Annotated in this window: 23 protein-coding genes; 10 read left to right on the top strand and 13 right to left on the bottom strand. The window is 45.4% G+C overall.

The window, feature by feature from the left end; all coding sequences use genetic code 11:
- Positions 1-83: 83 nt before the first annotated feature.
- The gene (locus MHH46_RS04705; RefSeq protein ID WP_076129590.1) at positions 84-1,901 is read right to left on the bottom strand and encodes a VWA domain-containing protein; all 1,818 of its coding nucleotides are present in this window, start codon (positions 1,899-1,901) and stop codon (positions 84-86) included.
- Between the two features lie 205 nt (positions 1,902-2,106).
- Here MHH46_RS04705 and MHH46_RS04700 point away from each other — a divergent pair, with 205 nt between their 5' ends.
- The 3 genes from MHH46_RS04700 (at position 2,107) to MHH46_RS04690 (ending at position 5,098) form a co-directional block, all read left to right on the top strand.
- On the top strand, positions 2,107-2,259 hold the full coding sequence (locus tag MHH46_RS04700) for a hypothetical protein (RefSeq protein ID WP_155986556.1): 153 nt from the start codon (positions 2,107-2,109) through the stop codon (positions 2,257-2,259).
- Complete coding sequence (locus tag MHH46_RS04695; RefSeq protein ID WP_076194438.1) at positions 2,252-3,178, top strand: hypothetical protein; 927 nt, start codon at positions 2,252-2,254, stop codon at positions 3,176-3,178. Before MHH46_RS04700 ends, MHH46_RS04695 begins: the two co-directional genes overlap by 8 nt.
- A 147-nt stretch (positions 3,179-3,325) precedes the next feature.
- Positions 3,326-5,098 (top strand): hypothetical protein, encoded by a 1,773-nt coding sequence (locus MHH46_RS04690; RefSeq protein ID WP_076194435.1) that lies wholly within the window; start codon positions 3,326-3,328, stop codon positions 5,096-5,098.
- Between the two features lie 609 nt (positions 5,099-5,707).
- Here the strand turns inward: MHH46_RS04690 and MHH46_RS04685 are convergent.
- The 3 genes from MHH46_RS04685 to MHH46_RS04675 all read right to left on the bottom strand — a co-directional run bounded on the left by MHH46_RS04685 (position 5,708) and on the right by MHH46_RS04675 (position 10,026).
- Positions 5,708-7,108 (bottom strand): ADP-ribosylglycohydrolase family protein, encoded by a 1,401-nt coding sequence (locus MHH46_RS04685; protein WP_076194432.1) that lies wholly within the window; start codon positions 7,106-7,108, stop codon positions 5,708-5,710.
- Between the two features lie 506 nt (positions 7,109-7,614).
- Complete coding sequence (locus tag MHH46_RS04680) at positions 7,615-8,169, bottom strand: pyridoxamine 5'-phosphate oxidase family protein (RefSeq protein ID WP_076194429.1); 555 nt, start codon at positions 8,167-8,169, stop codon at positions 7,615-7,617.
- Between the two features lie 1,284 nt (positions 8,170-9,453).
- Complete coding sequence (locus MHH46_RS04675) at positions 9,454-10,026, bottom strand: GyrI-like domain-containing protein (RefSeq protein ID WP_076194424.1); 573 nt, start codon at positions 10,024-10,026, stop codon at positions 9,454-9,456.
- Positions 10,027-10,182: 156 nt separating this feature from the next.
- On the opposite strand from MHH46_RS04675, the gene wrbA reads away from it, so the two are divergent.
- A complete protein-coding gene (gene wrbA, locus MHH46_RS04670; RefSeq protein WP_076129597.1) occupies positions 10,183-10,818 on the top strand; it encodes an NAD(P)H:quinone oxidoreductase type IV in 636 nt (211 codons plus the stop codon).
- Between the two features lie 80 nt (positions 10,819-10,898).
- On the opposite strand, the gene MHH46_RS04665 is transcribed toward wrbA, so the two are convergent.
- From MHH46_RS04665 to MHH46_RS04645, 5 genes are all read right to left on the bottom strand, one after another.
- On the bottom strand, positions 10,899-11,897 hold the full coding sequence (locus tag MHH46_RS04665) for a Gfo/Idh/MocA family protein (RefSeq protein ID WP_405132573.1): 999 nt from the start codon (positions 11,895-11,897) through the stop codon (positions 10,899-10,901).
- A gap of 44 nt (positions 11,898-11,941) precedes the next feature.
- Positions 11,942-12,292 (bottom strand): DUF1648 domain-containing protein, encoded by a 351-nt coding sequence (locus MHH46_RS04660; protein WP_081387265.1) that lies wholly within the window; start codon positions 12,290-12,292, stop codon positions 11,942-11,944.
- Between the two features lie 37 nt (positions 12,293-12,329).
- Positions 12,330-12,656: a nucleoside triphosphate pyrophosphohydrolase gene (locus tag MHH46_RS04655; protein WP_076194412.1), complete on the bottom strand. Its 327-nt coding sequence runs from the start codon at positions 12,654-12,656 to the stop codon at positions 12,330-12,332.
- 40 nt (positions 12,657-12,696) lie between these two features.
- Complete coding sequence (gene mutT / locus MHH46_RS04650; RefSeq protein WP_076185009.1) at positions 12,697-13,092, bottom strand: 8-oxo-dGTP diphosphatase MutT; 396 nt, start codon at positions 13,090-13,092, stop codon at positions 12,697-12,699.
- A gap of 167 nt (positions 13,093-13,259) precedes the next feature.
- Entirely contained in the window at positions 13,260-13,973 is a 714-nt protein-coding gene (locus MHH46_RS04645) for a YceI family protein (protein ID WP_076194409.1), read from the bottom strand.
- A gap of 147 nt (positions 13,974-14,120) precedes the next feature.
- Here MHH46_RS04645 and MHH46_RS04640 point away from each other — a divergent pair, with 147 nt between their 5' ends.
- From MHH46_RS04640 to MHH46_RS04630, 3 genes are all read left to right on the top strand, one after another.
- Positions 14,121-14,804: a response regulator transcription factor gene (locus tag MHH46_RS04640; protein ID WP_232061150.1), complete on the top strand. Its 684-nt coding sequence runs from the start codon at positions 14,121-14,123 to the stop codon at positions 14,802-14,804.
- A complete protein-coding gene (locus MHH46_RS04635; RefSeq protein ID WP_076194407.1) occupies positions 14,792-16,207 on the top strand; it encodes a HAMP domain-containing sensor histidine kinase in 1,416 nt (471 codons plus the stop codon). Before MHH46_RS04640 ends, MHH46_RS04635 begins: the two co-directional genes overlap by 13 nt.
- 69 nt (positions 16,208-16,276) lie before the next feature.
- A complete protein-coding gene (locus tag MHH46_RS04630) occupies positions 16,277-16,771 on the top strand; it encodes a hypothetical protein (protein WP_076099543.1) in 495 nt (164 codons plus the stop codon).
- 96 nt (positions 16,772-16,867) lie between these two features.
- Here MHH46_RS04630 and MHH46_RS04625 read toward each other — a convergent pair whose 3' ends face one another.
- Positions 16,868-17,995, bottom strand: coding sequence for a copper amine oxidase N-terminal domain-containing protein (locus tag MHH46_RS04625; protein WP_076194405.1), 1,128 nt, complete (start codon positions 17,993-17,995; stop codon positions 16,868-16,870).
- A 170-nt stretch (positions 17,996-18,165) separates the two neighbouring features.
- Here MHH46_RS04625 and MHH46_RS04620 point away from each other — a divergent pair, with 170 nt between their 5' ends.
- Complete coding sequence (locus MHH46_RS04620) at positions 18,166-19,626, top strand: amidase family protein (RefSeq protein WP_076194402.1); 1,461 nt, start codon at positions 18,166-18,168, stop codon at positions 19,624-19,626.
- Between the two features lie 2 nt (positions 19,627-19,628).
- Here MHH46_RS04620 and MHH46_RS04615 read toward each other — a convergent pair whose 3' ends face one another.
- The gene (locus MHH46_RS04615; protein ID WP_051491142.1) at positions 19,629-19,952 is read right to left on the bottom strand and encodes a YciI family protein; all 324 of its coding nucleotides are present in this window, start codon (positions 19,950-19,952) and stop codon (positions 19,629-19,631) included.
- A gap of 102 nt (positions 19,953-20,054) precedes the next feature.
- Positions 20,055-20,612 (bottom strand): DUF1273 domain-containing protein, encoded by a 558-nt coding sequence (locus MHH46_RS04610; RefSeq protein ID WP_036680784.1) that lies wholly within the window; start codon positions 20,610-20,612, stop codon positions 20,055-20,057.
- A gap of 199 nt (positions 20,613-20,811) precedes the next feature.
- On the opposite strand from MHH46_RS04610, the gene MHH46_RS04605 reads away from it, so the two are divergent.
- A complete protein-coding gene (locus MHH46_RS04605) occupies positions 20,812-21,501 on the top strand; it encodes a hypothetical protein (protein ID WP_076194399.1) in 690 nt (229 codons plus the stop codon).
- A gap of 77 nt (positions 21,502-21,578) precedes the next feature.
- On the opposite strand, the gene MHH46_RS04600 is transcribed toward MHH46_RS04605, so the two are convergent.
- Entirely contained in the window at positions 21,579-23,609 is a 2,031-nt protein-coding gene (locus tag MHH46_RS04600) for a beta-galactosidase (RefSeq protein ID WP_076194396.1), read from the bottom strand.
- 119 nt (positions 23,610-23,728) lie between these two features.
- Between MHH46_RS04600 and MHH46_RS04595 the strand changes: the two genes are divergently transcribed.
- Positions 23,729-24,562, top strand: coding sequence for an AraC family transcriptional regulator (locus MHH46_RS04595; RefSeq protein WP_254848824.1), 834 nt, complete (start codon positions 23,729-23,731; stop codon positions 24,560-24,562).
- Positions 24,563-24,610 lie beyond the last annotated feature (48 nt).

The raw sequence follows: 24,610 nt of genomic DNA, 5'->3' as shown, positions 1-24,610 counted from the left end.
TATCCTCCTAAAAGTTTTGCGGAAGCTGTACTTCAGATATCTTGCAGCAAAACTGTTTCTGCGGCATACATTGCCATTGCCTACTATACTAAATATTCCAGATAAATCGTCTTATCTACCGTCTGTAGAGATACTGAAACGCGGTCCCCACTCTTCAGTTCAAGACCACGCGAAGCATCCGCAGCACGTCCGGATCTCTCCACAGTAACACCTTCTCCGCTGCGTAACAGCAATCGGTCATTCTTGGCCGGTGTGAAAATAACAGTTTCGCTCTCCTTCAGTTCAGGCGCCAATTGCAGCAGCTGATGAAGGGTGAACTTGCCCTTGAAGCCTGCAAGCTTCTTATATTGTGGGTAGGTCTTCTCACCCGTATTGCTGTCTTTAACCTCTACTACCAGCTGTCCAACAAAACCACGTGCCGATTTCTTATTCAGCACATACCATGCTGCACCCGCTGCCAGCACTAAAAGAATGCCCCCTATAATGTAATACAGGGTATTGGATGAGGCTTCCTTCAGGGGTTCTTCGTTGCCAGTCCCTGTAGAAGGTGCTGTTGTTGCTGCTCCGCCTGTCTTCGCGCTGATCTGGACAGGTGCACTTTCCCGATAAAAGCTGCTTTCCTCTGCCCGTACCTTCAACTCGTAGTTATGGCTTTCTTTTACCTCAAAGGTACCCTTGAAGACAGCTCCGGAGTTATCCAGTTCGATTTCTTGCACATCACCTGTATCAATATCTGTAGCAAGCAGTACCGCCTTCATATCTTGATACAAATTACTGAGTGTTACCTGAGTACCGTTGCTGAACAGATGCGAGGTGATGTCGATTTTATCACCCTTTTTATAGGTTGCTGATGGCAGCGCATCGATCTTAAGCTCCAGGTCATAGTTAAAGACTAGATTAATATCAATCTTATCCTTTGGCACACCTTTAACCTGAAGTTTCCAATCTCCTTCCTCCGGTGACAGTAGCTTAATCAAGCTATAAGTAGAAGACTTGGACAGCAGGACATTGTTTGAGGGGATCGCAACTTCTTTCCCTGACGGGTCCGTTAATTTCGCTGTCACAGGCTGTGAAGACATAATTGAGATATTGGCTTCCAAAACACTGCCGTTAGGCACGTTGACGGTCACGTCCTGATAATCGCCATTTGCAGTAATCGACTGCACAGGCACTACCTTCAGCTTCAAATGGCTGGCAAAAATCTCACTCAGGATTTGCGGCAGATCGTCTGCTGAGTCCGTCGAAAATGCTTTACCACCCGTCTCGTTGGACAGGTCGGCGAGGCTTTGTTTATTCAGCTTGCCATCTGCATTAAGTCCAATGGTATAGATGGGATAGCCATTCTTTTTGGCAACCTCTACGGCCGCCTTCAGCTCTTTATCTGATTCACTTTGCGTCCGGCCTGTCGCTTTGTTGAAATCGTTATTGCCGTCAGCGAGCATTACAATGATAGGCTCATGGGAAGGGTCACTTCCATTCTGCAGAACCTTTACAGCTTCCTCTACGCCAATAGCGATATCGGTGTAAGCTCCTCGGTCCAAACCATCAATAAAATCCTTCAAATCCTGCTTATCGCTCTCCGAGCTAATTTGCAGCAGGGCCTTTTCCCGTTGCACCTTGTCGGTATAGGCAACAATACCTACTTTATCACCTTGGGTGGATAACATATCTATGAACATTTTCATCGCTTCGTTGGCGATTTTGTTCTTGTCACTAGTCTTCATGGAGTTGCTGACATCAATAAGAAGCACAGCGTCAATGTGAGATTGCGCCGACGTTGCCGCATAGGCCTTAACAGCTGCAAAAGGCGAGGCAGCTAGACAAAGAGCCAGGAGCAATGCCGGAAAGATACGTAGAAAGAGAGTCTTGGTTGTTCTAATACTTTGATATTTACGAAGCATAAATAGGGCTCCTCTTGTGTTATATTAGGCACATATGACAGGTTCAGCACTATCGCTAAAATCTGTAAATAGCATGCCATTATGATATAATTAAACCTTGTAAACTTCAACTTTAGGACCGCCGGACCCAGTGCATTGATGCATAGAAGATTATCATTCTAAAAGCCATCTGGACTGCAGAGCGTCCATGAGAAAGGATTGTTCCATGATTTCATACGTCATTCTTGGGATTACGTTCCTAATTGCCGTAATTCAGATTTCCATTTATGCCGCACATCAGCGCAAACCACTGACACGTGATGATATTAACGATCGACTGCTAGCCGCTTTGAACGGAGGCGATAAAGGCCGTGAATAAGAAAAGACCCGTTACCTTCCGGCCTTTCAAGGCCCCGCGTTACGCTTATGACAAGCTGCGCATCTGTCGCCAATGCGGGCGGTATACCGCTCTTGGCGAAGACCGCTGTAGCAAATGTGGCAGAGCCTCACTTATTGCTGTAGAGCAGCACGCAGCATCACTAGCCAGACGGAAGATGCATACCCGCCTACTATTCATCTTACTGCTCACACTAGCCTCTGTCTATTTTGGAAATAGCATCCAACAAATGATATTGTGTGGTGCCGGGGGTCTTGTGCTTGCTGGACTATTGTACTATACGCAGCGAAAAGTAAGGCAGAACGAGAATCTTCGTTCTCTCAATGAGCTGCTTGGTCGTGGGATCGGCATCATCAAGGAAGGGCTGGAGGTCAACCGTCAGGAAGCTGTCTCCGTACTCCGTGAGGATGATGTTCTTGCCTATGAGAAGCTGCGGGAGCTCTCCATCCTGCTTCGCGGCGACCGGATCGCGCGGCAGCGAGTGGCTTTGCTGCATGGATTTTTACTCCGCAAGGATATGGATCTAGAACTGGAGCAGCTTCTTCTAAAAGACTTCGAACCACTGCTAGCCGAATATATCGGCGAGATCGCTAAAGTCCGTCCCGATCTCATTAAGGATCGTACACTACGCTACGTGAAGAACTATGAAGTGGAGATTCGCCAGATGGCTAACGGCTTAACCATCCTTACGAGCGTTGCAGGAGCGGCGGTAAGAATGAAGCGTTATGCCCTGCTCTACTCCAATATGATTGGCCGATACGTGCAAGATCTGCCCAAGGACCGTTTCTTGCGGTTGTCCAAACTCATTGCTGCGAATCCCCATGAACCTTGGAACGGCTTAGACCTCAGGGTAGCTGACATTCGTGAAGCCAAATATCGCTGGGACCCGGAGGTCCAATAGACCTGAAAGCTAAGATGAACCAATATAAAGCAAACATCCTTATTGATGACAACCAACCGTTTCTCAAAGAAATATAAGGATGATGTATACCGTAAAACTTATACTTTCTTAGGCTTTCTTATATTTTGAAAAAAGAGGCTACTCTATATGACGTTCAAACAATTAATAACCCTGCGAAACTTTATGATCATTTTGTGTATATGCATGCTTGTGCTGCTTGGACAGAAGGTTTTTCTCATCGCAGATAAAATACAAATCACCAAAGAAGCCGACCGTCTCTACGCTGCCGGGGATCTGATTAATGCAGAGGATCAGTACCGTCAAGCAGCGGCCAACTATTCCATTGATTACCAGGAAGAAAGAGTCGCAAAACGTCTGGATGAATTAGCTCCAATCACAGACATCCGCAAAGTTCTGAATGATTTGGTAGCCTCTACTAAGGAGGAAGCAGCGACTAAGGATTTTGCCGGATTTATGAAAAGCTATCAAGCTCTGCTCAGTTTAAAAGCTACATATATGAAGCCAGGCGGTCCCTATGAATCCTATTATCGCCAGTTATCGTCGGCCTCAGGCATTTCAGACCAGTTCACCTCTTATTTCCGTCAGTTTAAGGAGCAGTTCCTTGCCGATCTTGCCCAGAACCAGAGCGGAGGGGTGAGTAATGAAGAGAACTTCAAATGGAATCTTTTGCAGATTCCCGATGCTTATTATGGAAGTGCAGCTTCCAAAGAGGATTTACTAGCCTCAAAGTTTAAAAGCCATGACACAGCTATATTAAAATCCTTAGCAGGAGCAGGAAACTATACCGGCATGTTGGAAAGCACCCTGTCCCTAGTGAGTGCTTATAGCCAGCATAATTACGAAGCTCCTTGGGTACTTCAACAAGCAGAAAGCAGCGGGAAGATCATCCTGAACAAGGATCTTGAAGGTGACAATATCACAGCTTTTGCTGGGCATGCTGTAGCCTATCGTAATTTTGCAGGATCGGCAGGCATCACGTCATCCAAGGTGCTGACTTTGATCGATACTAGTAAGGCTAAGCTACTAAAAAATGCCAACCGTCTGACTACTAAAGGTCAATATGCTGAAGCGATACAATTATACGGAGATCTTGCCCCGCTAGAAGATACTTCGACAAACATTGCCGCTACTAGGCTGGCTTGGAATATCGCAGAGCCTGTTCGCCTCCTTCCTGGCGGTGAAGAGCAAGACAAATACAACAACGTCATCTCCCGCAAAGGACTATTGGGCACAAAAGTGATCGTTGCCGGGACGGATAATAGTGGCGTGCTCTATTATGCCGCGATGAATAACGACGACAATGTGGTCACATTAACCGGAAACAGCTTGCCACGCTTCGAGAGTCTGCGCAGTCTTACTTTTAATGAACAGTTGGCAACCTCTTCAGGTGTACCTGTAGTTTTAGCCCAATCTGAGGTTGAAGGTGGACGCACCCTTTTCACAGCGTATGAGATGAAATCGAATGGTATTTCGCAGTTATTTTCTTTAGCTGGTGATAGTTATGAACTGCAGCCGGATGACTCTATTCTCGTGCCTAATGCGGATCTTGGAGACGGTGTTGACGGGCAAACGGCACTTTACCGTAAAGTAGACGGCAGCTATCAATTCGCGGAGATTGTTCAGGAGTATGCTGTAATCTCAGCTGCGGATCTTACCACTCATCCTTTTGAAAAGGTCTCTTTTCATTGTGAGATCATCGTAGATAACTTCGGCAATAGTCTTGCTTACTCGGATGGGATTTATATTTTGCTCCAAGGAGAAGTGGGTTCCGTTACAGGTAACGCGTTAGTTAGTGGCCAATATCAGAATGGCTATGAGCTCGTTGGAACAGACATGGGCGAGCAATATGTGCCTGTGTTTATAGTGGAATCCGTAGGTAGCATGAGCTTTGGGCGGTAGGGATTTGGGATACAGGATACGGGATACGGCATACGGGATAACCTTGTCTTTGTGTCGGCTCGACGATCCTGTAAGCTCCACCACTTATAGCAACTAGCGTTGGACAGCGCTTCGATGGTTAATAGGTAGGTAATGCCATGAAGATCACATAGCTCGTTAATCATTCGTAATTATCCTGTAGTCTAAGTCTCGTTAATTTACCTATTGTGGATGTTTTTAACAATCCATTGAACTTTCAAGTAATCTGCTCTAGACGCTTTCACACCATTGGTTACGCATCATCCCTTATGTGATCTACGTTTGATGTAACATCTTCAAGCAAATTTGCCATTGTTAGCAGTACCTGTTGCTAGACAAAAAGACACTAACCGGGGGTTGGTGTCTTTTTTTCCATGTACTAGCAGTCTATGGATAGCTGAAAAAAATCAAAAAGTAACCTGTTACGGGATAATGTCGTATTGCATTAAGCACGGTGACTTTTACTCAGCTACTCAATTGGCACTTTTAATTTCTAAAGCACTTCTATATAGGTCCCACAAACACTCCAAGGAAATAAAATTGTGAACCGTAGTAACAGATATCTTAACCATTTTTTTGATGAAATCAAATTCAAAGGTTTAAATCGGTGTTCTCGTTTACATAGAGCTCGCTGGGTTCAATTCGATGTTGGTGAGTATGCAACAGCTCTGGCAAACGCCCCATCCGCTCAGCCAAACGGGATAGCTTTTGCTCATGAAAATTAGATAATCCCGTATGAATCCGGTCTTGGAAAGGCTCAAGCCATCTTGTTTCCAGGCTGTCAGAACCGAAATAAACCCCGAGCAGAGAGCCTGCTGTTGCTCCAAAGCTATCCGTATCGTTGCCTTGCATCACCTGCTTGCATATCCCGTCACCGACATTGTCTGCAAATCGAAATGTATTAATTAAGGTACCTATTTCCTGATAAACCTGACAGTGACCATAATTTGCATACTTATGGTTAATGCTCTGATAAGCTTCCAGCCAGTTATCTGCATTCGCTACCCTCTGCAGGCAATCCTGAGTAATCTCATAGAATCGGCTCCTTCTAGGTACGAATTGCAGTGCAGTACTTATTATTTTAATAGGATCGCGCAGTACTTGCGCAACTGCAATCGCAGCGGCGATGAACATCGTGGCGTAGATCCCCGTCCGGCGATGTGTAAAACTTGCATCACGCCAAGCTAGCTCAGCGGCAAGAGCGGGTTGACCGGGGCAGGCATAACCGTAAGCATCTGCGCGAATCGCTGCTCCGCATAGTTCTGTATCTTGCACCATGAAGTCGGGCCAAGCCTCTATTTCAGAATGATTGAATAGTTCTCTATCATGCTCCAGATAGCTAATCCCCGATCGAAGCAAGATGGCCCTCTCCGGCCCCCAAGTAGTACTTATCGGAAGATGATTTATCCATAAATCTCTTAAATTTCTTTTCGTAAAACCATCGCCAAATTGTTCTAACGCCATCATTCCCATTAATGTGTAATTGATATCATCATCAGGTGCCACATAACGAATTCGCCCCCGCGTCGTCTCAAACCAAGACCAATGTCGACGATCTAAAGCATGGAGAACTTCATCAGAAATGTAATCATTCAGTGGCCATTCCCCTACAGAAGTTAAAGCTTTACGCAATTCCGACAAGCTGGGGTTTACCTCAATCGGTTTGCCTAGCATTGAACCACAGACTGAAGCGAGGAATCCCGCCTCCACACGCTTGGAGCTATCCTTAAGATTCAAGATGCCGACCTGGCCTAAAGGTCGTGCCGGATCGCATTCCTGCCATATCTCTTGTAAATCGTTTGGTTCATAGTAAGGCCAATCTTCCCTCATTGGGATGGCAACCAAGCTATGAGCGAATTCCAGATAGGCATCATAGCTTGCGGGAAGCTGTTCCAGCTTGGCTAAATAACCCGAGGTTTGATGCCCCTGTGCAAATTTATTGCGTAAAATTCCCTCTAATTGACGATTAAGAAATGTGAGTGATGGCAGCATGCTGTATCTCCTTTGTCCGTTTATTAATCTACGTAAAATAACTTCTACATGAGAATGTAAACGATGATAGATGGAAAAGCAGCCCATCCCATCGCCTTCATTATAAGTTTAAATAAACGAGCATGCGATGATAGAAATAACAGTAAAAGCAATAAGTTTAATAGACTATTAAATAGGGAAAGACACTCTAAAAAACCCTCCAATGGGATGCCAAATGAATCGTCACCCTTATGTCCTTCATTTTTTTGATTACGGGATTACAGGATTACGGATTAAGGAATTACTTGTCGCGTTCAATTAGCTTATTACTTTGCCTAATGAGATCGAATGTAATGGTTTATAGCATACACTGTATCCACCTAGTGAACATTTATAATGGTAGTCAAGCAACTATAGCGACTTGGGTGTACATATACGAAGCAGACAACTTTGAACGACTTGGGTAAACAATCCCTACGGATAGTACGCTCCTTCTGCTGACCATGAGAATGGGAACTCCTGTCTGGTCAGTTTTTTTGTCCAAGAGGTGTGGGTAGCCCGTCTATACTCTTTGTGTTTTTCTCTTGTCTATATTCTCTCAGCCCTGCCTCACCCTTTTGGATAGACCAACGCTGCAACGTATCCCGCTCACCCTCATAACTCATGAATGGGACCGAAAATCCGCAGGAAGTCTGTACTTTATGAACATCTATCAAAATGATCTGTCTAGCTCCAGGCAGAGATGTAAACAATGGGGACAGTGTTTCCCATTCTGCTGATTCAGGCAAAATCACAGCCCCTGTTCCATACAGTCTTAAAATATTAGGCGGCCCCTCAAACGCACAAAACATAACCGTCACTCTTCCATTTTCCAGCAGATGCGCGCTCGTCTCATTACCGCTGCCAGTCATGTCTAGATAAGCCACCTGATTAGGAGACAATATCCGAAAACAATCATGTCCCTTCGGCGAAAGGTTAACATGCCCATCTTCTGAAAGCGGCGCCGACCCTACGAAAAAAAGATGCTGCCGAAGAATAAACTCTTCATGTACAGGTAGTATAGCGGTAAATTGTATTCCCATTTGGCATTCTCCATTTCTGTATATTTGTGTGTTGGCTAATTGGTCATCTCTACTCAACTCTATCGGATCCGCCGACTCAATGAGTTCCATGAACTACATGAACTACATGAACTACATGAACTACATGAACTACATGAACTACATGAACTACAGCAGCTTCACCAATTATCTCAGTTCCATCAACCACATTTGCTTAACTAACTAGCTTTGCCGACTACATTAACTTCTATAGTTACATTAGCTCTATCAACTCCGTTAGTTTCACCAACTGGATCAGTTCCAAAAGTGCATTAACTCCATTAACAATACCCACTCCAATAGCTCCTCCATCAAACTAACTTTGACTAGGTCCAAGCGGCGTTTGCCGCTAATGTAGGGCATTTTTGTCTCTCTTTATTGCTACTTTGGCTCGGGGCGGCTAATGTAGAGCAATTTCGCCTCTCTTTCTTGCTACTTTAGCTCGGGGCGGCTAATGTAGAGCACTTTTGCCTCTCTTTCTTGCTACTTTAGCTCGGGGCGGCTAATGTAAGGCATTTTTGCTCCTATTTCTGACTAATTCGACGCTATGCAGCTGATGTAGAGTATTTTTACCATTCATCGCGCCACTTGAGCCCAATCTAGCAAATCTACGGGATTTTTACCGTTCATTCGCGCCACTTGAGCCCAATCCAGCAAATCTACGGGATTTCCCCGTACATCCCTGCCACTTCTGCCCAATCCAGCAAATCTACGGGATTTTTACCGTACATCCCCGCCACTTTGGCTCAACCCAGCAATTCTACGGGATTTTTACCGTTCATTCTCGCCACTTGAGCCCAATCCAGCAAATCTACGGGATTTTTACCGTACATCCCCGCCACTTCTGCCCAATCCAGCAAATATACGGGATTTTTACCGTATATTTTTCCGCAGACACATTAGTTAAGTATATATACTCTAGGGCTTCTCTTATGTCTCCCCCCGTCTGCCTAAATGCAAGCCTCAGCAAAGATTAACAACACATCCCGATAATTTTAAGCTGTTTATATTCTCTTCCACTGTCAAGTAACCCTTCTCCCCGATACCTAGCCGTCAGCAAAAATAGGGACTGCCTCTCGGCAGCCCCCCTTTCTCTCGCAAGCTGCTTGATACTACTATCAGAAGCAACTCCCTTAAATCCCTTTTTCCCTTTAAAACACATCCCTTTAAACACTTTTCTATAACACTTCCTATAACACTTTTCCCTAAAAAATCTCCCGCTTAAGCACTTAACCCACTAAGCACACAAAACCATCCTTCCCCTATCTATTCAATCGCAATATAAATCTCAACCTGCGTGTCAGCAGGGTCGAAATTCCGTGAATCATAAATCTCAAAATCCCCCGTGTAAGTTCTTACCTCCCCAGACTCCTTAAAGTACGCCCAAATCTCCCCCCACGCTTGCGCGACTACTTCAAATACCGGACCTTTTTTCGTCTTAAAAACCATGTATTTGCTCTCCGGTACAGCCGCATAGGTGAACTGGTTTTCCACTAGTTCGCTTTCCTCTAGCTCGTTTTCCTCTAGCTTGCTTTCCTCTAGCTCGTTTTCCTCTAGCTCGCCTTCCTCTAGCTGCCTTCCCTCTAAATGTCTCTCCTCAGCTACTTCATGCCCGATCACAACGGTATACGCTCCGCTCGCATCACTCTCATAATCCGTATACAAAGCATAGATGTACTCAGGATTTACCGTAGCTTTCTGCCCCGCAATATTACTCTGAAAATAAGTTTCCCACAGCTGCGACAAACCTCCATCAGGTCCCATTTCTGCTTCATTAGTTGTGCGTATGCTAACCCCCGCCAAGGTCATTTTTGCTTTCTCTACAAAATAAGTATTCATCCATTCTCCCTCATTTCCTGTGATTGAACTTAGTATACACAGGCAAAGTGGACATCTGTCTGTCCAGTTCGAATAGATTGATTTCATTCTGGGTTATAAAGACACCATTAGGGTAATTAATAGTATGGAACTACACTCGAAGGGAATGACTACAGCATGCCAAAAATCAAATTAGCTGTCATCTACTACAGTGCCACAGGAACTAACTACCAGCTAGCACAATGGGCCGCGGAAAGCGCAGAAAAAGCAGGAGCTGAGGTAAAACTTCTGAAGGTGCAGGAACTCGTCCCCGAGGACAAAATTCAAGCAAATCCAGCCATGAAAGCCCTAGCTGAGAAAACAAAAGATATCCCAGTTGCCACACCCGACGATATAGTCGAAGCGGATGCGATTATTTTCAGTTCCCCAACCCGTTACGGTAACATTGCTTCCCAGATGAAGCAGTTCATTGATACAACCGGTGGCATTTGGGGCAAAGGACTAACAGTAAACAAAGTCGTCAGCGCCATGAGCTCAGCACAGAACCCGCATGGTGGACAAGAAGCTACGATTTTGGCACTCTATACGTCGATGTATCACTGGGGAGCCATTGTTGCAGCACCCGGTTATACCGATCCAGTCACATTTGGTGCGGGAGGCAACCCTTACGGAACAAGTGTCAGTGTAGATGGAGACGGTAAAATGATCGAAGATCAGGATCGGATCCGTGACGCTGTTTTTCATCAAGCGAAGCGTACCGTTGAAGTGGCCGGCTGGGTTCAGGCAGGCAAAAACGCCAATAATCAGAACTAGCGCAGCTTAGTTAATATAACAACACCCCTCGGAGCTACTTGTGTAGCACTGCACCGAGGGGTGTTTAATTTATATTTTAATTACTCTCCAGGGTATTTAAGCCCCCACTGTGCACGCACTTGATCCAGCAGTTTCAGAATCGCTAACGATTCATCCAATGTCATCACCGGACTCTCTGTAAGCCCCGCCTGAAGACAACGTCCTACTTCCTCCGCTTCAAAACAATATCCAATAGAAGCACGGTCGTCCACAAAGCTCTCTACCTTCTCATCTCCTATATAAAGCGCAGCCGATTTCGGGTTCACTAATGTACCCTCTACAATAATACGGCCTTCTGTGCCAAACACATGCGCTTCCTCCAACATGTTAAGACGAATACCACCGTTCAACGAAGCGGTTTTCCCGTTACCATATGACAACAGCATCGAGAAATGCTCGTCCACTCCAGTCTCACCTATGTGCACTGTGCTGGAAATAGACTCAGGATGAGGTCCAAACAACATGGAGGCAAAAGAAACCGGATAAATCCCCACATCCAGCAGCGCACCCCCGCCCAGCTGCGGATTCAGCAATCTGCCTTCCGGATTCCAGTCGGTACGAAACCCTAGGTCTGCCTTCACCAAACGAACATCACCGATTCTACCCTCAGCAATCCATTCTCTAACCTTCACAATCGCCGGGATGTAGCGACTCCACATTGCCTCCATCAGGAATAGCTTATGTGCTCTAGCATAGGCCACAACTTCTTCCAATTCACCGCTGTTTACGGTAAAAGGTTTCTCACACAGGACAGCTTTGCCTGCACGCAGCGCCATTAAAGCATTTTCTTTGTGAAAAGGATGCGGCGTTCCAATATATACCGCGTCTACATTCGGGTCATTCAGCAATTCCTCATAGGTTGCATAGGCATGCGGAATCCCATGATTTTCAGCAAATTCATCGGCACTTTCCTGAGATCTTGACCCAACGGCATAAGCCACACCATTACTGGCATGCGCCAAATCAGTAACAAATTGATGAGCAATCCAGCCTGTGCTAATAATTCCCCATCTCACCTTGTAAGCGTTGTCCATTTTCATTTGCATGTTCCTCCTAATCCTTCTGCTAAGTCTCTTTAATTCTATCAGACCATTCTAATGAATGTATAGGAACTGATGCCAGCAAACACCACCGTCACCACCAAAATAGCAATATTCCAGATCTTGCTCAAGGCCGCTGAGTGCTCGTTAGAGCTTTGAATAAACGCTTTTTGCAAAAGGAACTGTAAAAGCTTCATGATTATGAATCCCAAACAACCCAGCCCGCTTTGCAAAATAACCTCCAGACTAGCTTTACTTACAAATCGATCAGCCATGTTCCCATCATAATGAATCGGCACGGTATCCGGCATTTTGGAATAAAGGAATAAATAAATAGCTACAGGAATCAAGGCCACCACACTGCTTAAGATCATCGTCAGTTTGGTTTTGAACAACGTTTTACCCTCCTTGTGCGGAAAAATAATCTCCCCGTTATTCTCCTTCCACTTCAATCAGATATATCCCCTTCTTAAATCCACCGCGACGTTTAGCTTTCTCTGCACGTTGCTTCTCCAGCTCCACGCTATTGCTCCCGTGTGTCTCCGCCAGAGCCTGAATCACTTCCATCATATCGGCAAGCTCCTCCAGAGCTTCTTCATCACTTGCTGCCTGAAAATATTCCTTCGACTCTTCTTGCAATTTTTTACGTAGTTCAGTTATGTATTCTTTGGACTCTAATATCCTTGTGTTAAAATCTTTACCTTGAGAAGCTATCAAATCGGGGATGCCGTCACGCACTAGCTTTTCATATACAGGCATTTAAGCTCTTCCTTTCTTCTATATTATATTATATCTCCCTTCAATCCGGCTTTGATTCCATCACTAGACGTTCTACAAAAGGAAGATCTGCCGGAGCAAACATGAACTGATCCAGTTCAGCCGGAAGCACCCACCTATGTTCGTCGTGATCCACCAGATCAATTACACCTCCCTGATACCGCGCTTTCCAAGCAATCAATTGGATCTTTATCTCTCCATAGTTATGCTCGTTCATGCCAAAGCTCTCATAGGGAAGGATTGTGATCCCCATCTCTTCCTGAAGCTCTCTTTGCAGACACTCTGCGATGCTCTCATCCTGCTCTATTTTGCCACCAGGAAATTCCCACAGACCTGCCTGCGATTTACCTTGCCGCCGCCGGGCAATAAGAATCTGCCCTTCTTCATTATGTATAATTGCTGCCGCCACCTTGATCACAAAGAACACCTCCACTATTGCTAGTTATTCGACAGATACTACTATTAAAACATACAATTCATTCCAAACCAAAGAGACTCTCCCAAAAGCCAACACGGCCTGGGAAAATCTCTTCAGTACAGTCTCTCTATAAATTTCACAGCAGCGTTATCCTTACGAAAGAGCTACTATTTTGTCAGCACAAGCTCCAAGCGAACCTCAAGATTATTTTCTGTATCCAGCACAACGGTGTGGGGATTGCTTAGACCAAAGTCAGAAAAGGCCACTGTTGTCGTTCCCGACAGCATCAACTGTCCCCCGCTATACGCCGCTTGCGACTGAAAGGTGACGTCCTTTTCTACTCCTTTTACGGTAAGCGTCCCCTGCATTTCAACAGGCACAGTTGCTCCTTCAGTCCATTCTGCCGGCAGCTCCGAAAATGACTTCACTACAAACGTGGATTGTGGAAATTCCGTAACGGATAGAAAATCCTCTCCTTTTACATGCTCGTCCCGTTGGCTATTGCCAGAATCCAGAGCGCTCATATCCACTGTCCCTTCCCCGGCCATCGAAGTAGAATCCTCTATATTTACCTTCCAGGTACCCTGAACTTTGTTGTCTACGAAGTTTACTGTTTCTTTAGAGGTCGTCACTGACCAATAGACTTTAGAGGTTTCCCCAAGGGTCCAATCCCCGTTTAATTGTTCGGCTGTGACCGCCACCCCTGCTGATGCTCCAGTGTTATTTGTTGTCTCTCCAGCATCTGCTGTGGTTGCTTGATTTGGAATCACGGACTCGATCTCTACATTATTGCCCAGCGATTTATCCAGTAATGTATAACCTGTGACTACTCCTACGATAATAACTCCTGCAGCGATCAAGGCTATTCTTTTTCTCTTCATCCTGTTCCCTCCAATATTCATAATTTCTGTATGCTTTCAAGCTCGTCCCTCATTCTAACAAAGCAATATGTCGGGAAGAAGTCAGAGCAGAACGGGCTATGATGTGTTAAACTTGTCGTAAATTTTATGGACTGGAGGTACTCCAATTTGACGAAATCCATTCTTGTTGTAGAAGATGAAGAAGCCATCTCTAGGGTCCTCAGTGCTTATCTGAAAAAAGCAGGCTTTCAAGTCACCCGTGTAGCTGATGGACGCGCTGCGCTGGAGTCTTTTGCTATATCTCCTCCTTCATTAGTATTACTAGACATCATGCTGCCAAACATGGACGGCTTTGAACTGCTTAAGCTCATCCGTGAAAAAAGCAGCTGCCCTGTGATCATGCTGACGGCAAGAGATGGGATCAATGACCGGCTAGCCGGTCTCGACGGTGGTGCGGATGATTATATGTCTAAACCTTTTATTCCCGAGGAGGTGGTAGCACGCGTGAACGCTGTCTTACGCCGTCCCTCGCAGTGGTCTGATGGCAGCCGTAAACGGCATTATGGCAGTTTGTTTATCGACTTCACAGCACGTGCTGTCTTTTTAAATGGGGCTGAGCTGAGTCTTAGTCCTCGGGATATGTCAGTGCTGTTATTTCTCGCTGAAAGGCCTAATCAGATTTGTACGCGTGAGCAATTAATAGAATTTGTATGGGAAATGGATTATGAAGGAAGCGACCGGGCGGTAGATTTGTCGATCAAAAGACTACGCCAAGCGTTGTCGCACTGGCCTACTAGTGAGGGGGAAATCCGTACCCTAAGGGGGACGGGATATCAATTATGGACAACTTAAAGAGAAACAACCCCAAACGCACCTCTATCCTTTCTTACTGGACGATACGTTATCTGCTCATTATTAGTGTAGGCCTGCTCCTCACAGCTTTAGCTACATTATGGTGGATCCGTCAGGAGGCTATGAGCAATCGTCTGCAGACTGCGGGGCTTTTGGCACAGGAGATTGCAGATCGCAGCTTAAATATGGAAGGCTCCATTGAAATCAGCCAAAATCTCGAAAAACTGATCGAAGACCGGAAGCGGTTTTTCAAGTTAACCATAGAGATGTGCGTGATCATTACTGATCAACAAGGTCAAATGCTATTCTCCCTGCCACCTCTAACTGACAAGGAAATGAGATATAAGCTAAATGATAGCTTGAACGACTCCCGCAGTCCGGAGTTCAAAGCTGCTGTGGCTCCCATAAATTCGGATGACAAAACACTGGGACAGGTTATTGTCCTGCAATCCAAAAAATCGCTGCGGCATATTCCACAGGAGGAGATCATATTTTTCTCCATACTGCTGCTGTTTCTAATCATCTTAAGTTGGCTAACCATTTACCTCTTATCTCGTAAACTGGCAAAACCCATTCAGAAGGTAGTCGAGGCTGCGGCTCAAATCAGCCATGGCCGTTATGATATCGTTCTAGATAAGGATGCTAAAGAGCGGGAAATTCATGAGCTGATGATGTCTTTTGAAGAGATGGCAGGCAAGTTACAGCAATTTGAGCAGTCTCGAGCCGTAATGCTGGCCGGAGTCTCCCATGAGTTGAAAACACCCGTAACTTCTATTAAAGGCTTGGTGCATGCTGTACGCGAAGGGGTCGTTGAAGGTGATGAAGCTGCGGAATTTCTGGATATTGCCCTGCTGGAGGCTGGACGGTTGCAGCGAATGGTAGCCGACCTTCTGGATTACAATGCCCTGACTGCAGGAATGGTTTCTGTTCGTCACGACCGACTGGATGCCGTACCACTACTATCAGAAATCGTATATCAATGGAAACTGACACAGGCGGAAGATGTTGCTGAACCCGTGCTTCATATGCCGATTAATCCCTTATTTTTGCGTGGGGACTCCCTTCGTATCCAGCAGATAATCGTCAATCTACTTAATAACAGTGTACAAGCCAAAGCTCCGGATCGAAAGGTGCAGCTTACAATAGAACTGCTGGATCAGCAAGGTCATGGCTTTGCCGAAATCCGTGTTCAAGATAATGGGCTTGGCATCTCATCCAATCATAGTGAGCATGTCTTCGAAGCCTTCTTCCGGGGCAGCGATAAGCAGAGCACACTGCGTGGTCTAGGACTCGGCCTAACCTTCAGCCGTCTGTTGGCCGAATCTATGAATGGAAGCCTCGTGCTTGAGGCGCACTCAGACAAAGGCTGCACCTTCGTGCTGTCTCTGCCGCTTGATGATTAAAAAATAGTCTGCGATCCATCGACATGGTATAATCATGTGCACAATCACACCGAAAACCGGAGGCTGTATATGCTTACTTTTGAACAAAAATTAGCGATTCTCGACTCTTACCCCCAGCTGGAACGCAAAAATGTATCCCTTGGGCGCGTGAACTATCACTACGAGGAAAGCCAGCATGATAAGAAAACCGTGGCTTTTCACCTGCATCCAAATGGTAATGGCTATGTGTTCGCAGGCTTACTGCGGGGCTACGAGACAGACGATAAGGGCTTCGTGAATATTCGCGACTACTCGGAATCCGAGCTGCGTAGTTTGCTGGATGCCTCCATCACCTCACTGTCTATTTACATTCCTGATGCTCCTGTAGCCAGCAAAAGAAAGAAAAAGGCTGCGGCAACTGCCGATACACTCTGGACTAATGATGAGGGCCAAACCCTAACCCTAAAGCTTGAGGATGATTTATGGTATGTCTATGCCGACCTCAATCTGGAGATGGCGTTTGAAACGCTTGAGGAAGCTAAAGAATATTTAGCGGAAGAGGGATTTACAGCAGCGCAGGAGTAATTGTCAGACTTTAATCTACACACTCACAACAAAAGAGGTGTCTGAGCAGCCATTTATTTTGGCCGTTCGGACACCTCTTTTCTAATAAAACGATCCTTAATATACAGGTTCCGTATATATGTAACTATAAATACCCAAATCGAGCTCAGAAACCACTTCATAATCTAGTTGGAATTCTATAGTCTTATTTGATAGACCTCCTACAAAATAACTGCCCTCCACAACCAACCTATCCTTCCCTCCAACTGGGGCGACCAAGATCAGCTGTTCAGCTTTATTGGCTGGGATCACAAAGTTTTGCAGCCCACCCGTCTGATCTTGAATATATTTACGGACAGACACGAGGTTACTGCCTAATTCCGAGAGGCCGGAATTGTTGTTCCGCCATACATCAAGCGCATCTTGTTGGGATTGGTTGGAACTGACACACGCCTGATTAACTGAAAATTCCGGGATTTTATATATATTCCCGCCAATATTATCGATAACTACTTTATGGGTTACTTCCGTACAATTTTCAATTTTCAGAGTCGGCATGGGGTCCTTTTCCTTTGAGAATGTCTTTATGATTTTTTGATCACCGGACTTAAAATTTATTGAGATGTCTTTATTATCCATGTTAGAAAATTCGAGCAAGCTATACAACTGATTATTTTTAATTCCGTAGTGCTTTACGATTATAACAAACCTGTTTCTCTCATCTGATAACGATTTTGATTGCTCTTGGCTTCCTACTGAAATTGTTCTGTTGACCGGGGCAATAATCTTCTCCTCGGCAACTGGTGAGGTTATGTAAATAGATTTTGTACCTTCATCCCAAGTGACACTACTACCCAACACTCCGCTAATAAATCTTAAAGGAACTAGTGTATTATTTTGAAAATTGATACCCTTTAAGACTTGCTCATGCTCTTTGGCGTTTACAATTACTCTTCCTTCCTTGACCAGATAAAAAATGTTAATATCCCCTTTAATCGCTGAGACCGACTTCGCATGATTATCCCATTTAATAGTTGCGCCTAAAGCTTCAAAGATCGCCCGCATAGGTACGTATGTAACTCCATCTTTCAGTATAGGACTTACATTAAAATGTAATTGCTTACCGTCCAAATAACATTTGAGATCACTGTCTTCCGCAAAGGCTTGACTTGAAGATAAAACAGCAAAACTTATCATCACCACAAAAAAAGTGATAATTTTTGAAGCAAAGTTGTGGTTTTTCATGTTCTTAATTTAGCTCCTAATCTAGAAAAATAAAAAAATTACAATGCAGACCTGAATATATCAAATGGCCAATCAAAATGTAAGTCTAAAAAGAAAACTACCAACGACACCCAAATTATGGTTAGATGAAGGAGAAGCCATATCCTAGAGGGAAAGAAGCGTGAACGCATATGAGTTTTGAAATCGTAGAGGCCACCATACCGGACATCCAAGCCGCATTAGAAGCCGGAGAAATTACGTCAAAACAACTAGTTCTCATGTATTATGAACGCATTGCTGATCACGACAAAAACGGCCTGACGATTAACTCTGTACTGGAGATTAATCCTGATGCGTTGTTTATCGCAGAATCTCTGGATGTGGAACGGGCAATTAATGGCCCACGCGGCCCCCTGCACGGGATACCTGTGTTATTGAAAGATAATATCAATACTGGGGACAAAATGCATACAAGTGCGGGTTCGCTGGCTTTGGCGAATTCTTTTGCCGGGGAAGATGCGTTTATAGTTACCAAGCTGCGTGAAGCCGGCGCCATTATTATGGGTAAAGCCAATATGACCGAATTCGCCAATTTTATGACGAACGGCATGCCCTCCGGTTACAGCTCCCGCGGCGGGCAAGTCCTTAACCCCTACAATATTTCTACGCCAACCGGCGGCTCTAGTGCGGGTTCAGCAGTAGCTGTCGCTTGTAATTTCTGTACGGTCTCTGTTGGCACAGAAACTTCGGGATCGATTCTTAATCCCGGTAATTTGGGCTCCATCATCGGCATTAAGCCCACCGTGGGGCTGCTCAGCCGTTCAGGAATCCTGCCGCTCTCCAATACACAAGACACCGCAGGCCCTATGGCTAGAACCGTTCATGATGCCGTGTTACTGCTAAACGCCATGCTGGGCAAGGATCAACGCGATGCAGCTATGGGAACAAATACAGGTAGAATCCACGAGGATTATACTGTATTCCTTGATCCGAATGGTTTGCAGGGCGCTCGAATTGGGATACCACGTGATTATTATTTTGAGGAGCTCACAGATGAGCAGCTTGCTTTGTTCAACGCTTCCGTCGACAGGATGAGAGAGCTTGGAGCGACCATCATTGATCCTGCGGATATTAAGACCGCCCGCAAAATTAGTTACTCTTCGGTGGTATTAAACGAATTCAAAACAGCACTGAATGCTTATTTATCTCATTTGGGCCCCGGAGCACCTATGCGAACCTTGAAGGATATTATTGATTTTAATCATGCACACCCTGTGGAGACTTTGAGATTTGGTCAAGCTACATTAATAGATGCGGAATATACCTCCTCCGGCACACAAAGCGAAGCTCAATATTTACGCCATCGTGCGACTGACCTGAAGCTGTGCAAGGAAGAAGGGATCGATGCCACTATGAAAGAATACAATCTGGATGCCCTGCTGTTCCCTGCCGATTTTGGCGCCAGAATTACTTCCAGAGCAGGATATCCGTCCATCGTCGTTCCTTCTGGATACACGTCGGCCGGCGCTCCCTTTGGTGTAACCTTCTCAGCAAAAGCTTATCAGGAGCCTACGCTTATCAAGCTAGCCTATGCCTATGAGCAGCATTACAAAGTGCGAAAAGCACCTTCGCTAAAAAGCTTCATTGATTAAACCTATTCCTGGAGCGGAACAATACCTAAATGCCTGTTTCCCTCATGGGACAGACTCCATGTACGCACTTCATAGCTACGAATGCCAGACAGCACGTAAGGATCTTTTTCGGCAAGGAGAACGGCTTCTTCGCGTGAGTTCGCTCTTACAATAACCATACCGCCAGGACAATCACTAAAGGGACCACACAGCACTAATTGTCCTTTACGGTCCAGCTCTTGTAAATGCTTAACATGACCACGAATAATCTCCATGTCTCTACGGTCTTGATTCGTCGGGCTAAGCAAAATAACATAACAAATATCTGCTTGATTGACCTCACTCATCCTATTCTCCGCCTCTCGTTCAAATAGAAACTAAAGCCCGTAACGGTGATTTCCCAATGCCGATTCGGGCTTTTTTATTTCGCGATGTCTTCGTTCGTAGCTTTATTCATAATCTCGCTGATTTTCTTCATCGGCAATATTTTGAATCTCATCAGAATGAATAAGAAACAGCTCGTAGTCCCCCTCTGCATGCAGCTTCAGCGCTCGTTCTTTAAAAAACTTCGGGCTGCCTTCCGCCGCATCCTCATCATAAAAGAGCAATATCCCGTCACTTTTGCGGAACAACAAGTCATCTCTGGCCCTGAACTGCCAGCTGCCGTCATAAGGGGCATTACTGACCGCCCTGCAAAAGTCCGCACCCGCAATAATACGTCGGTATTCCTCCTGCTTCTCTTCCTTCCACTTCTCTTCCTGTCCAGTATGCGCCGTAATGATCCCCAATTTCAATTCAGGATATTGAGTCTTGAGTTCACATACCACCTCACAAGCCCAAAGATCGACACCATACTGGCCGGGGGTAATAATCCATTCGACGCCTTCTTCAATTAGCGGCTTTAATCTGTTAGACAGCGCCTTTTTGATATAAGGAATTCCCGGATGCTTATTGTCAAAAATACCGAGCTCATGCGCACGGTAGCCTGTTACGAGTAAATTCTTCATGTACTGCCTCTTTCCTGAACGTTGGTTATGTCTTACAATGACTTATCTTTGTAGAGTTTTATCCCACTTATATGATTATTATATAGCATTTACATGATCTATTTCTTTAGGCAAACTTTCAGCTGATCTTAAGCAACCTTTCAGAACCGTCTGATATATTTCTCCTAATCAATCTAAAACTATTAAGGAGAGAAAATAAATGAAGAAATTAATACCGATTATGATCTCAGGAAGTCTACTCGCTTCTCTACTATTGGCTGGCTGCAGCACCAATTCGGAGTCCGAAGGAACAGCTGTTACTAATAACCAAGCGAACACGGCACCCGCAGATAACACTGAGGCACAGCAATCTCAAGGAAACGGCAATCAACAAAACGGCAGACCCGACATGTCCATGAATTTCGGCAAGATTAAGAGTATTAGCGACAACACAATTACAATCTATACGTCAGAAATGCCTTCCCCGCCCGCACAAGGCACTGGAGATACGGCTGGAGCCGATATGCAGAACGGCCAGGCTGGTACTCCGCCGGAAAGACCCGAAGGTGATCAAGGCTCAGAAAACGGTACACCTCCAGAGGGGGGAATACCGGAAGGTGGAGCCCCTGACGGCGGTGGACAAGGTGGTGGACCACAGGGCGGCGGGATGCAGCAAACCTTCTCCGAGGAAACCACAGATATTACAATTGATGCTGATACCAAAATTGTAACGGTTACCTTCGACAATGGCACGCGTCAGGAGAACACGATCAGCTTAGCTGACCTGAAAGCTGATGACATTATCCAATATACACTTAAATCAGATTCCACTGTGGCGGAGAGCATTACCTTAAGCAGCGGAAACCCCGGCGGATCCGCTCCAGACGGTAGCACGGGCAGCAGCAGCTAATCAGTTTCTTCACAACAAAAAAACTTTCCGGGGACAAGCTATGCCCGGAAAGTTTTTTAAAAATCGTATACTATAAACTATTTTTTATCCGACAAAATCAATACTCCACGACCCGGTACAACTGCTGAACCACTGATTACATTACCTGTCAGTAGATCAGTACGCTCAGCTGCCCCAATATCCGCGCTTAAATCCCCGGCAGTGTGGTTCAGTAAGAACAAGTAAGATACGCCATCCTTCACACGTTGAACAGATTCGATACCTTCCGGTGCAGTTACCAGCGGCTGAATGTTCTTTTCGGCACATAGATTCGCTAGGAATCCTTGTAGGAATCCAGCTTCTGGGCTAGTCGCCACATAATAAGCTTTACCTTCGCCAAATTTATTCACAGTCAACGCAGGCATTCCTTTATAGAAATCAGAACCGTACTCTGCCAAAACTTCTGCCCCTTCGGCATGGATCAGATCGCAGAGCAGATCACATTTATAAGAACCACTCAAGCTACCCCACGTTTTATCCAGCACGAGCTCATTGCTCATACCTGGCAGTAATGCATCGATTTCCTCTGCCCAAATTCCAAGCACTTTACGCAACTCGCCTGGATAACCTCCAACCGTCACGAGGTCGTTCTCATTAACAACACCGCTGAAATAAGTTGTAATGAATGTGCCGCCCGCTTTTACAAAAGCTTCAACCTTCTCTGCAAAACCTGGCTTGACCATGTACATTACGGGTGCGATAACAATTTCATACTTGGACAGGTTCTCTTCGACCCCGATCATGTCGGCTTCGATATTTTGCTGATACAGCGCATCATAATATTTGTGGACTTCATTCACGTAATCCAAGGCAACCGACGGACCGCTTGAGAGATCAAGCGCCCAACGATTTTCCCAATCGTAGATGATCCCTACTTTAGCTGCACTGCGCGCATCCAGTAGTTGATCTCCAAGCTGCTCCAGCTCTTTACCCAGCTCAGCACATTCACGGAATACCCGTGTGTGTTCATGACCCACATGCTCAATTACCGCTCCATGATACTTTTCACAAGCCCCTATCGAACGACGCAGTTGGAAGAACAACACAGTATCTGCACCACGCGCCACAGCCTGATAACTCCATAGACGCATAACGCCTGGACGTTTCAAAGAGTTGTACGGTTGCCAGTTCTGCTGGCTCGGTGTTTGCTCCATCAGCATGAACGGTTGGCCATTTTTTAATCCACGCATAAGATCATGTGTCATTGCTGTAAAGCTGACCGGTGTGTCCAGTGAAGGATAGTTGTCCCAAGAAATTACATCCATATGCTTGGCCCACTCAAAATAATCCAGCTCCGGATAAAAGCCCATCAGGTTCGTTGTAACAGGTACGTTGGTGCTGTGTTCTTTGATCGCTTCGTATTCGATTTTGTAACATTCGAGCAAGCTATAAGACATAAAACGGCGATAGTCCAACGAGATTCCTTGGAAGTTAGTACGGTTACCGTTCCATTCTTCACTCAGCTCATTTGGCACCACAATTTCTTCCCAATCATAAAACGTATGTCCCCAAAAGCGTGTATTCCAAGCCTTGTTCAAAGCATCCAGCGAACCATAACGCTCCTTCAACCAGACACGGAAGGCAGCAGCGGACTGTTCGGAATAATCATAGCCACCATATTCATTAGAAATATGCCAAGCTACCAGTGCCGGATGATCCTTGTAGCGTTCTGCCAGCTTACCAGCCAGCTTCGCTGCATACTTGCGGTAAACTGAACTGTTCGGATTGGAGTTATGACGTCCGCCGAACTTACGTTTTCTGCCCTGCACATCGACACGGGTCACTTCAGGATAACGATGAGCCATCCAAGCTGGATGTGCTCCTGTTCCTGTAGCTAGACATACATAAGTTCCATTTTTATATAGTCTATCCATTAATTCATCCAATGAGGAGAAATCATAAGTATCTTCGGAAGGTTGGATTAAAGCCCAGGAAAACACATTAATTGTGGCAACATCAATTCCCGCCAGCTTGAACATGCGTTCATCCTCAGCCCATACTGGCGCATCCCATTGCTCCGGATTGTAGTCTCCACCGTACCAAATTTTAGGTAATTTATCGTTAATCACACTTCGCACACCCTTTATAGTATAATTATATATCTATTGTAAATGGTTAAGGTTGCCCTTTAAATATAAAATAATATCTCATACATATAAGAATATAGAACTAACAGGAGAGGATAACATTGTCCGAAATCATGCATCGCAGGATCGTATTCGTCCATGAAGGTGGACAGCACTTGCCAATCACTTTAGACAGTATGGGGCACAATCATGATCAGGAAAAAGTATCCCGCCCCGATGGCTATGACACGTATCATTGGCTTCAAACCTCAGAAGGTGAAGGGATCATCCATTTTGACAATAAAACCTTTTCCCTGCCCGAAGGCAGCGGCGTATTACTACTTCCTTATACACCCCATCGTTATGAGGCTTCCACCAAAAACTGGGGTACCTATTATCTAACGTTTGGTGGCGATTCGGCACACTCTATTTTGGAGACGCTTGGGATGAATAGTAATTCTTTTTACCGTTGGGAAAATGAAGCGCCTCTCCCAAATCTGCTGAAGGAAATGCTGGATCGTCATGATGCCTATCAGGATATGTTTGGTCTCGGCGCCTCCACAGATGCTTATCGTTTTTTGCTTACTTTGAGTAAATATGGCCAGCTTCAAAATAATACGGCGATTTCCCGCAATGTAGATAAGCTGCAGCCACTGCTAAAATGGATGGACAGCCATTATGGCGATCCTGATCTTGGACTGAACGATCTAGCCGATGAACTAGGCGTATCTGGGCGCTATCTTAACAACCTATTCGTCCAAACTTTCGGACTCTCGCCTTATGCCTATTTCGTACGGTTACGCATCCGGAAAAGCAAAGAAATGCTCGTAAGCCAACCCGATCTTACGGTAAAAGCTATCTCCCAGCTAGTCGGCTTCCGCGATGTCAGCCATTATGTAGCCACATTTCGCAAGCAATCCGGGACTACGCCGGAGCAATTTAGACGCCTGCATTAAACATGCCCCGCCTGCTGTGGAGAAATTGCTCGCTGGGAATATGCGGCT

This window comes from Paenibacillus sp. FSL H8-0175 (genome assembly GCF_045040615.1).
GTDB classification, from domain to species: Bacteria; Bacillota; Bacilli; order Paenibacillales; family Paenibacillaceae; genus Paenibacillus_AQ; species Paenibacillus_AQ odorifer.
The sequence above is the reverse complement of the archived record's forward strand: the minus strand, read 5'-3'. Positions and strand labels throughout refer to the sequence as shown.

Bases quoted from the DNA above. Each gene is read 5' to 3' on its own strand.
- MHH46_RS04705 (WP_076129590.1), bottom strand. From the start codon at position 1,901: ATGCTTCGTAAATATCAAAGTATTAGAACAACCAAGACTCTCTTTCTA.
- MHH46_RS04700 (WP_155986556.1), top strand. From the start codon at position 2,107: ATGATTTCATACGTCATTCTTGGGATTACGTTCCTAATTGCCGTAATT.
- MHH46_RS04690 (WP_076194435.1), top strand. From the start codon at position 3,326: ATGACGTTCAAACAATTAATAACCCTGCGAAACTTTATGATCATTTTG.
- MHH46_RS04685 (WP_076194432.1), bottom strand. From the start codon at position 7,108: ATGCTGCCATCACTCACATTTCTTAATCGTCAATTAGAGGGAATTTTA.
- MHH46_RS04680 (WP_076194429.1), bottom strand. From the start codon at position 8,169: ATGGGAATACAATTTACCGCTATACTACCTGTACATGAAGAGTTTATT.
- MHH46_RS04675 (WP_076194424.1), bottom strand. From the start codon at position 10,026: ATGAATACTTATTTTGTAGAGAAAGCAAAAATGACCTTGGCGGGGGTT.
- wrbA (WP_076129597.1), top strand. From the start codon at position 10,183: ATGCCAAAAATCAAATTAGCTGTCATCTACTACAGTGCCACAGGAACT.
- MHH46_RS04665 (WP_405132573.1), bottom strand. From the start codon at position 11,897: ATGAAAATGGACAACGCTTACAAGGTGAGATGGGGAATTATTAGCACA.
- MHH46_RS04655 (WP_076194412.1), bottom strand. From the start codon at position 12,656: ATGCCTGTATATGAAAAGCTAGTGCGTGACGGCATCCCCGATTTGATA.
- MHH46_RS04645 (WP_076194409.1), bottom strand. From the start codon at position 13,973: ATGAAGAGAAAAAGAATAGCCTTGATCGCTGCAGGAGTTATTATCGTA.
- MHH46_RS04635 (WP_076194407.1), top strand. From the start codon at position 14,792: ATGGACAACTTAAAGAGAAACAACCCCAAACGCACCTCTATCCTTTCT.
- MHH46_RS04630 (WP_076099543.1), top strand. From the start codon at position 16,277: ATGCTTACTTTTGAACAAAAATTAGCGATTCTCGACTCTTACCCCCAG.
- MHH46_RS04625 (WP_076194405.1), bottom strand. From the start codon at position 17,995: ATGAAAAACCACAACTTTGCTTCAAAAATTATCACTTTTTTTGTGGTG.
- MHH46_RS04620 (WP_076194402.1), top strand. From the start codon at position 18,166: ATGAGTTTTGAAATCGTAGAGGCCACCATACCGGACATCCAAGCCGCA.
- MHH46_RS04615 (WP_051491142.1), bottom strand. From the start codon at position 19,952: ATGAGTGAGGTCAATCAAGCAGATATTTGTTATGTTATTTTGCTTAGC.
- MHH46_RS04610 (WP_036680784.1), bottom strand. From the start codon at position 20,612: ATGAAGAATTTACTCGTAACAGGCTACCGTGCGCATGAGCTCGGTATT.
- MHH46_RS04605 (WP_076194399.1), top strand. From the start codon at position 20,812: ATGAAGAAATTAATACCGATTATGATCTCAGGAAGTCTACTCGCTTCT.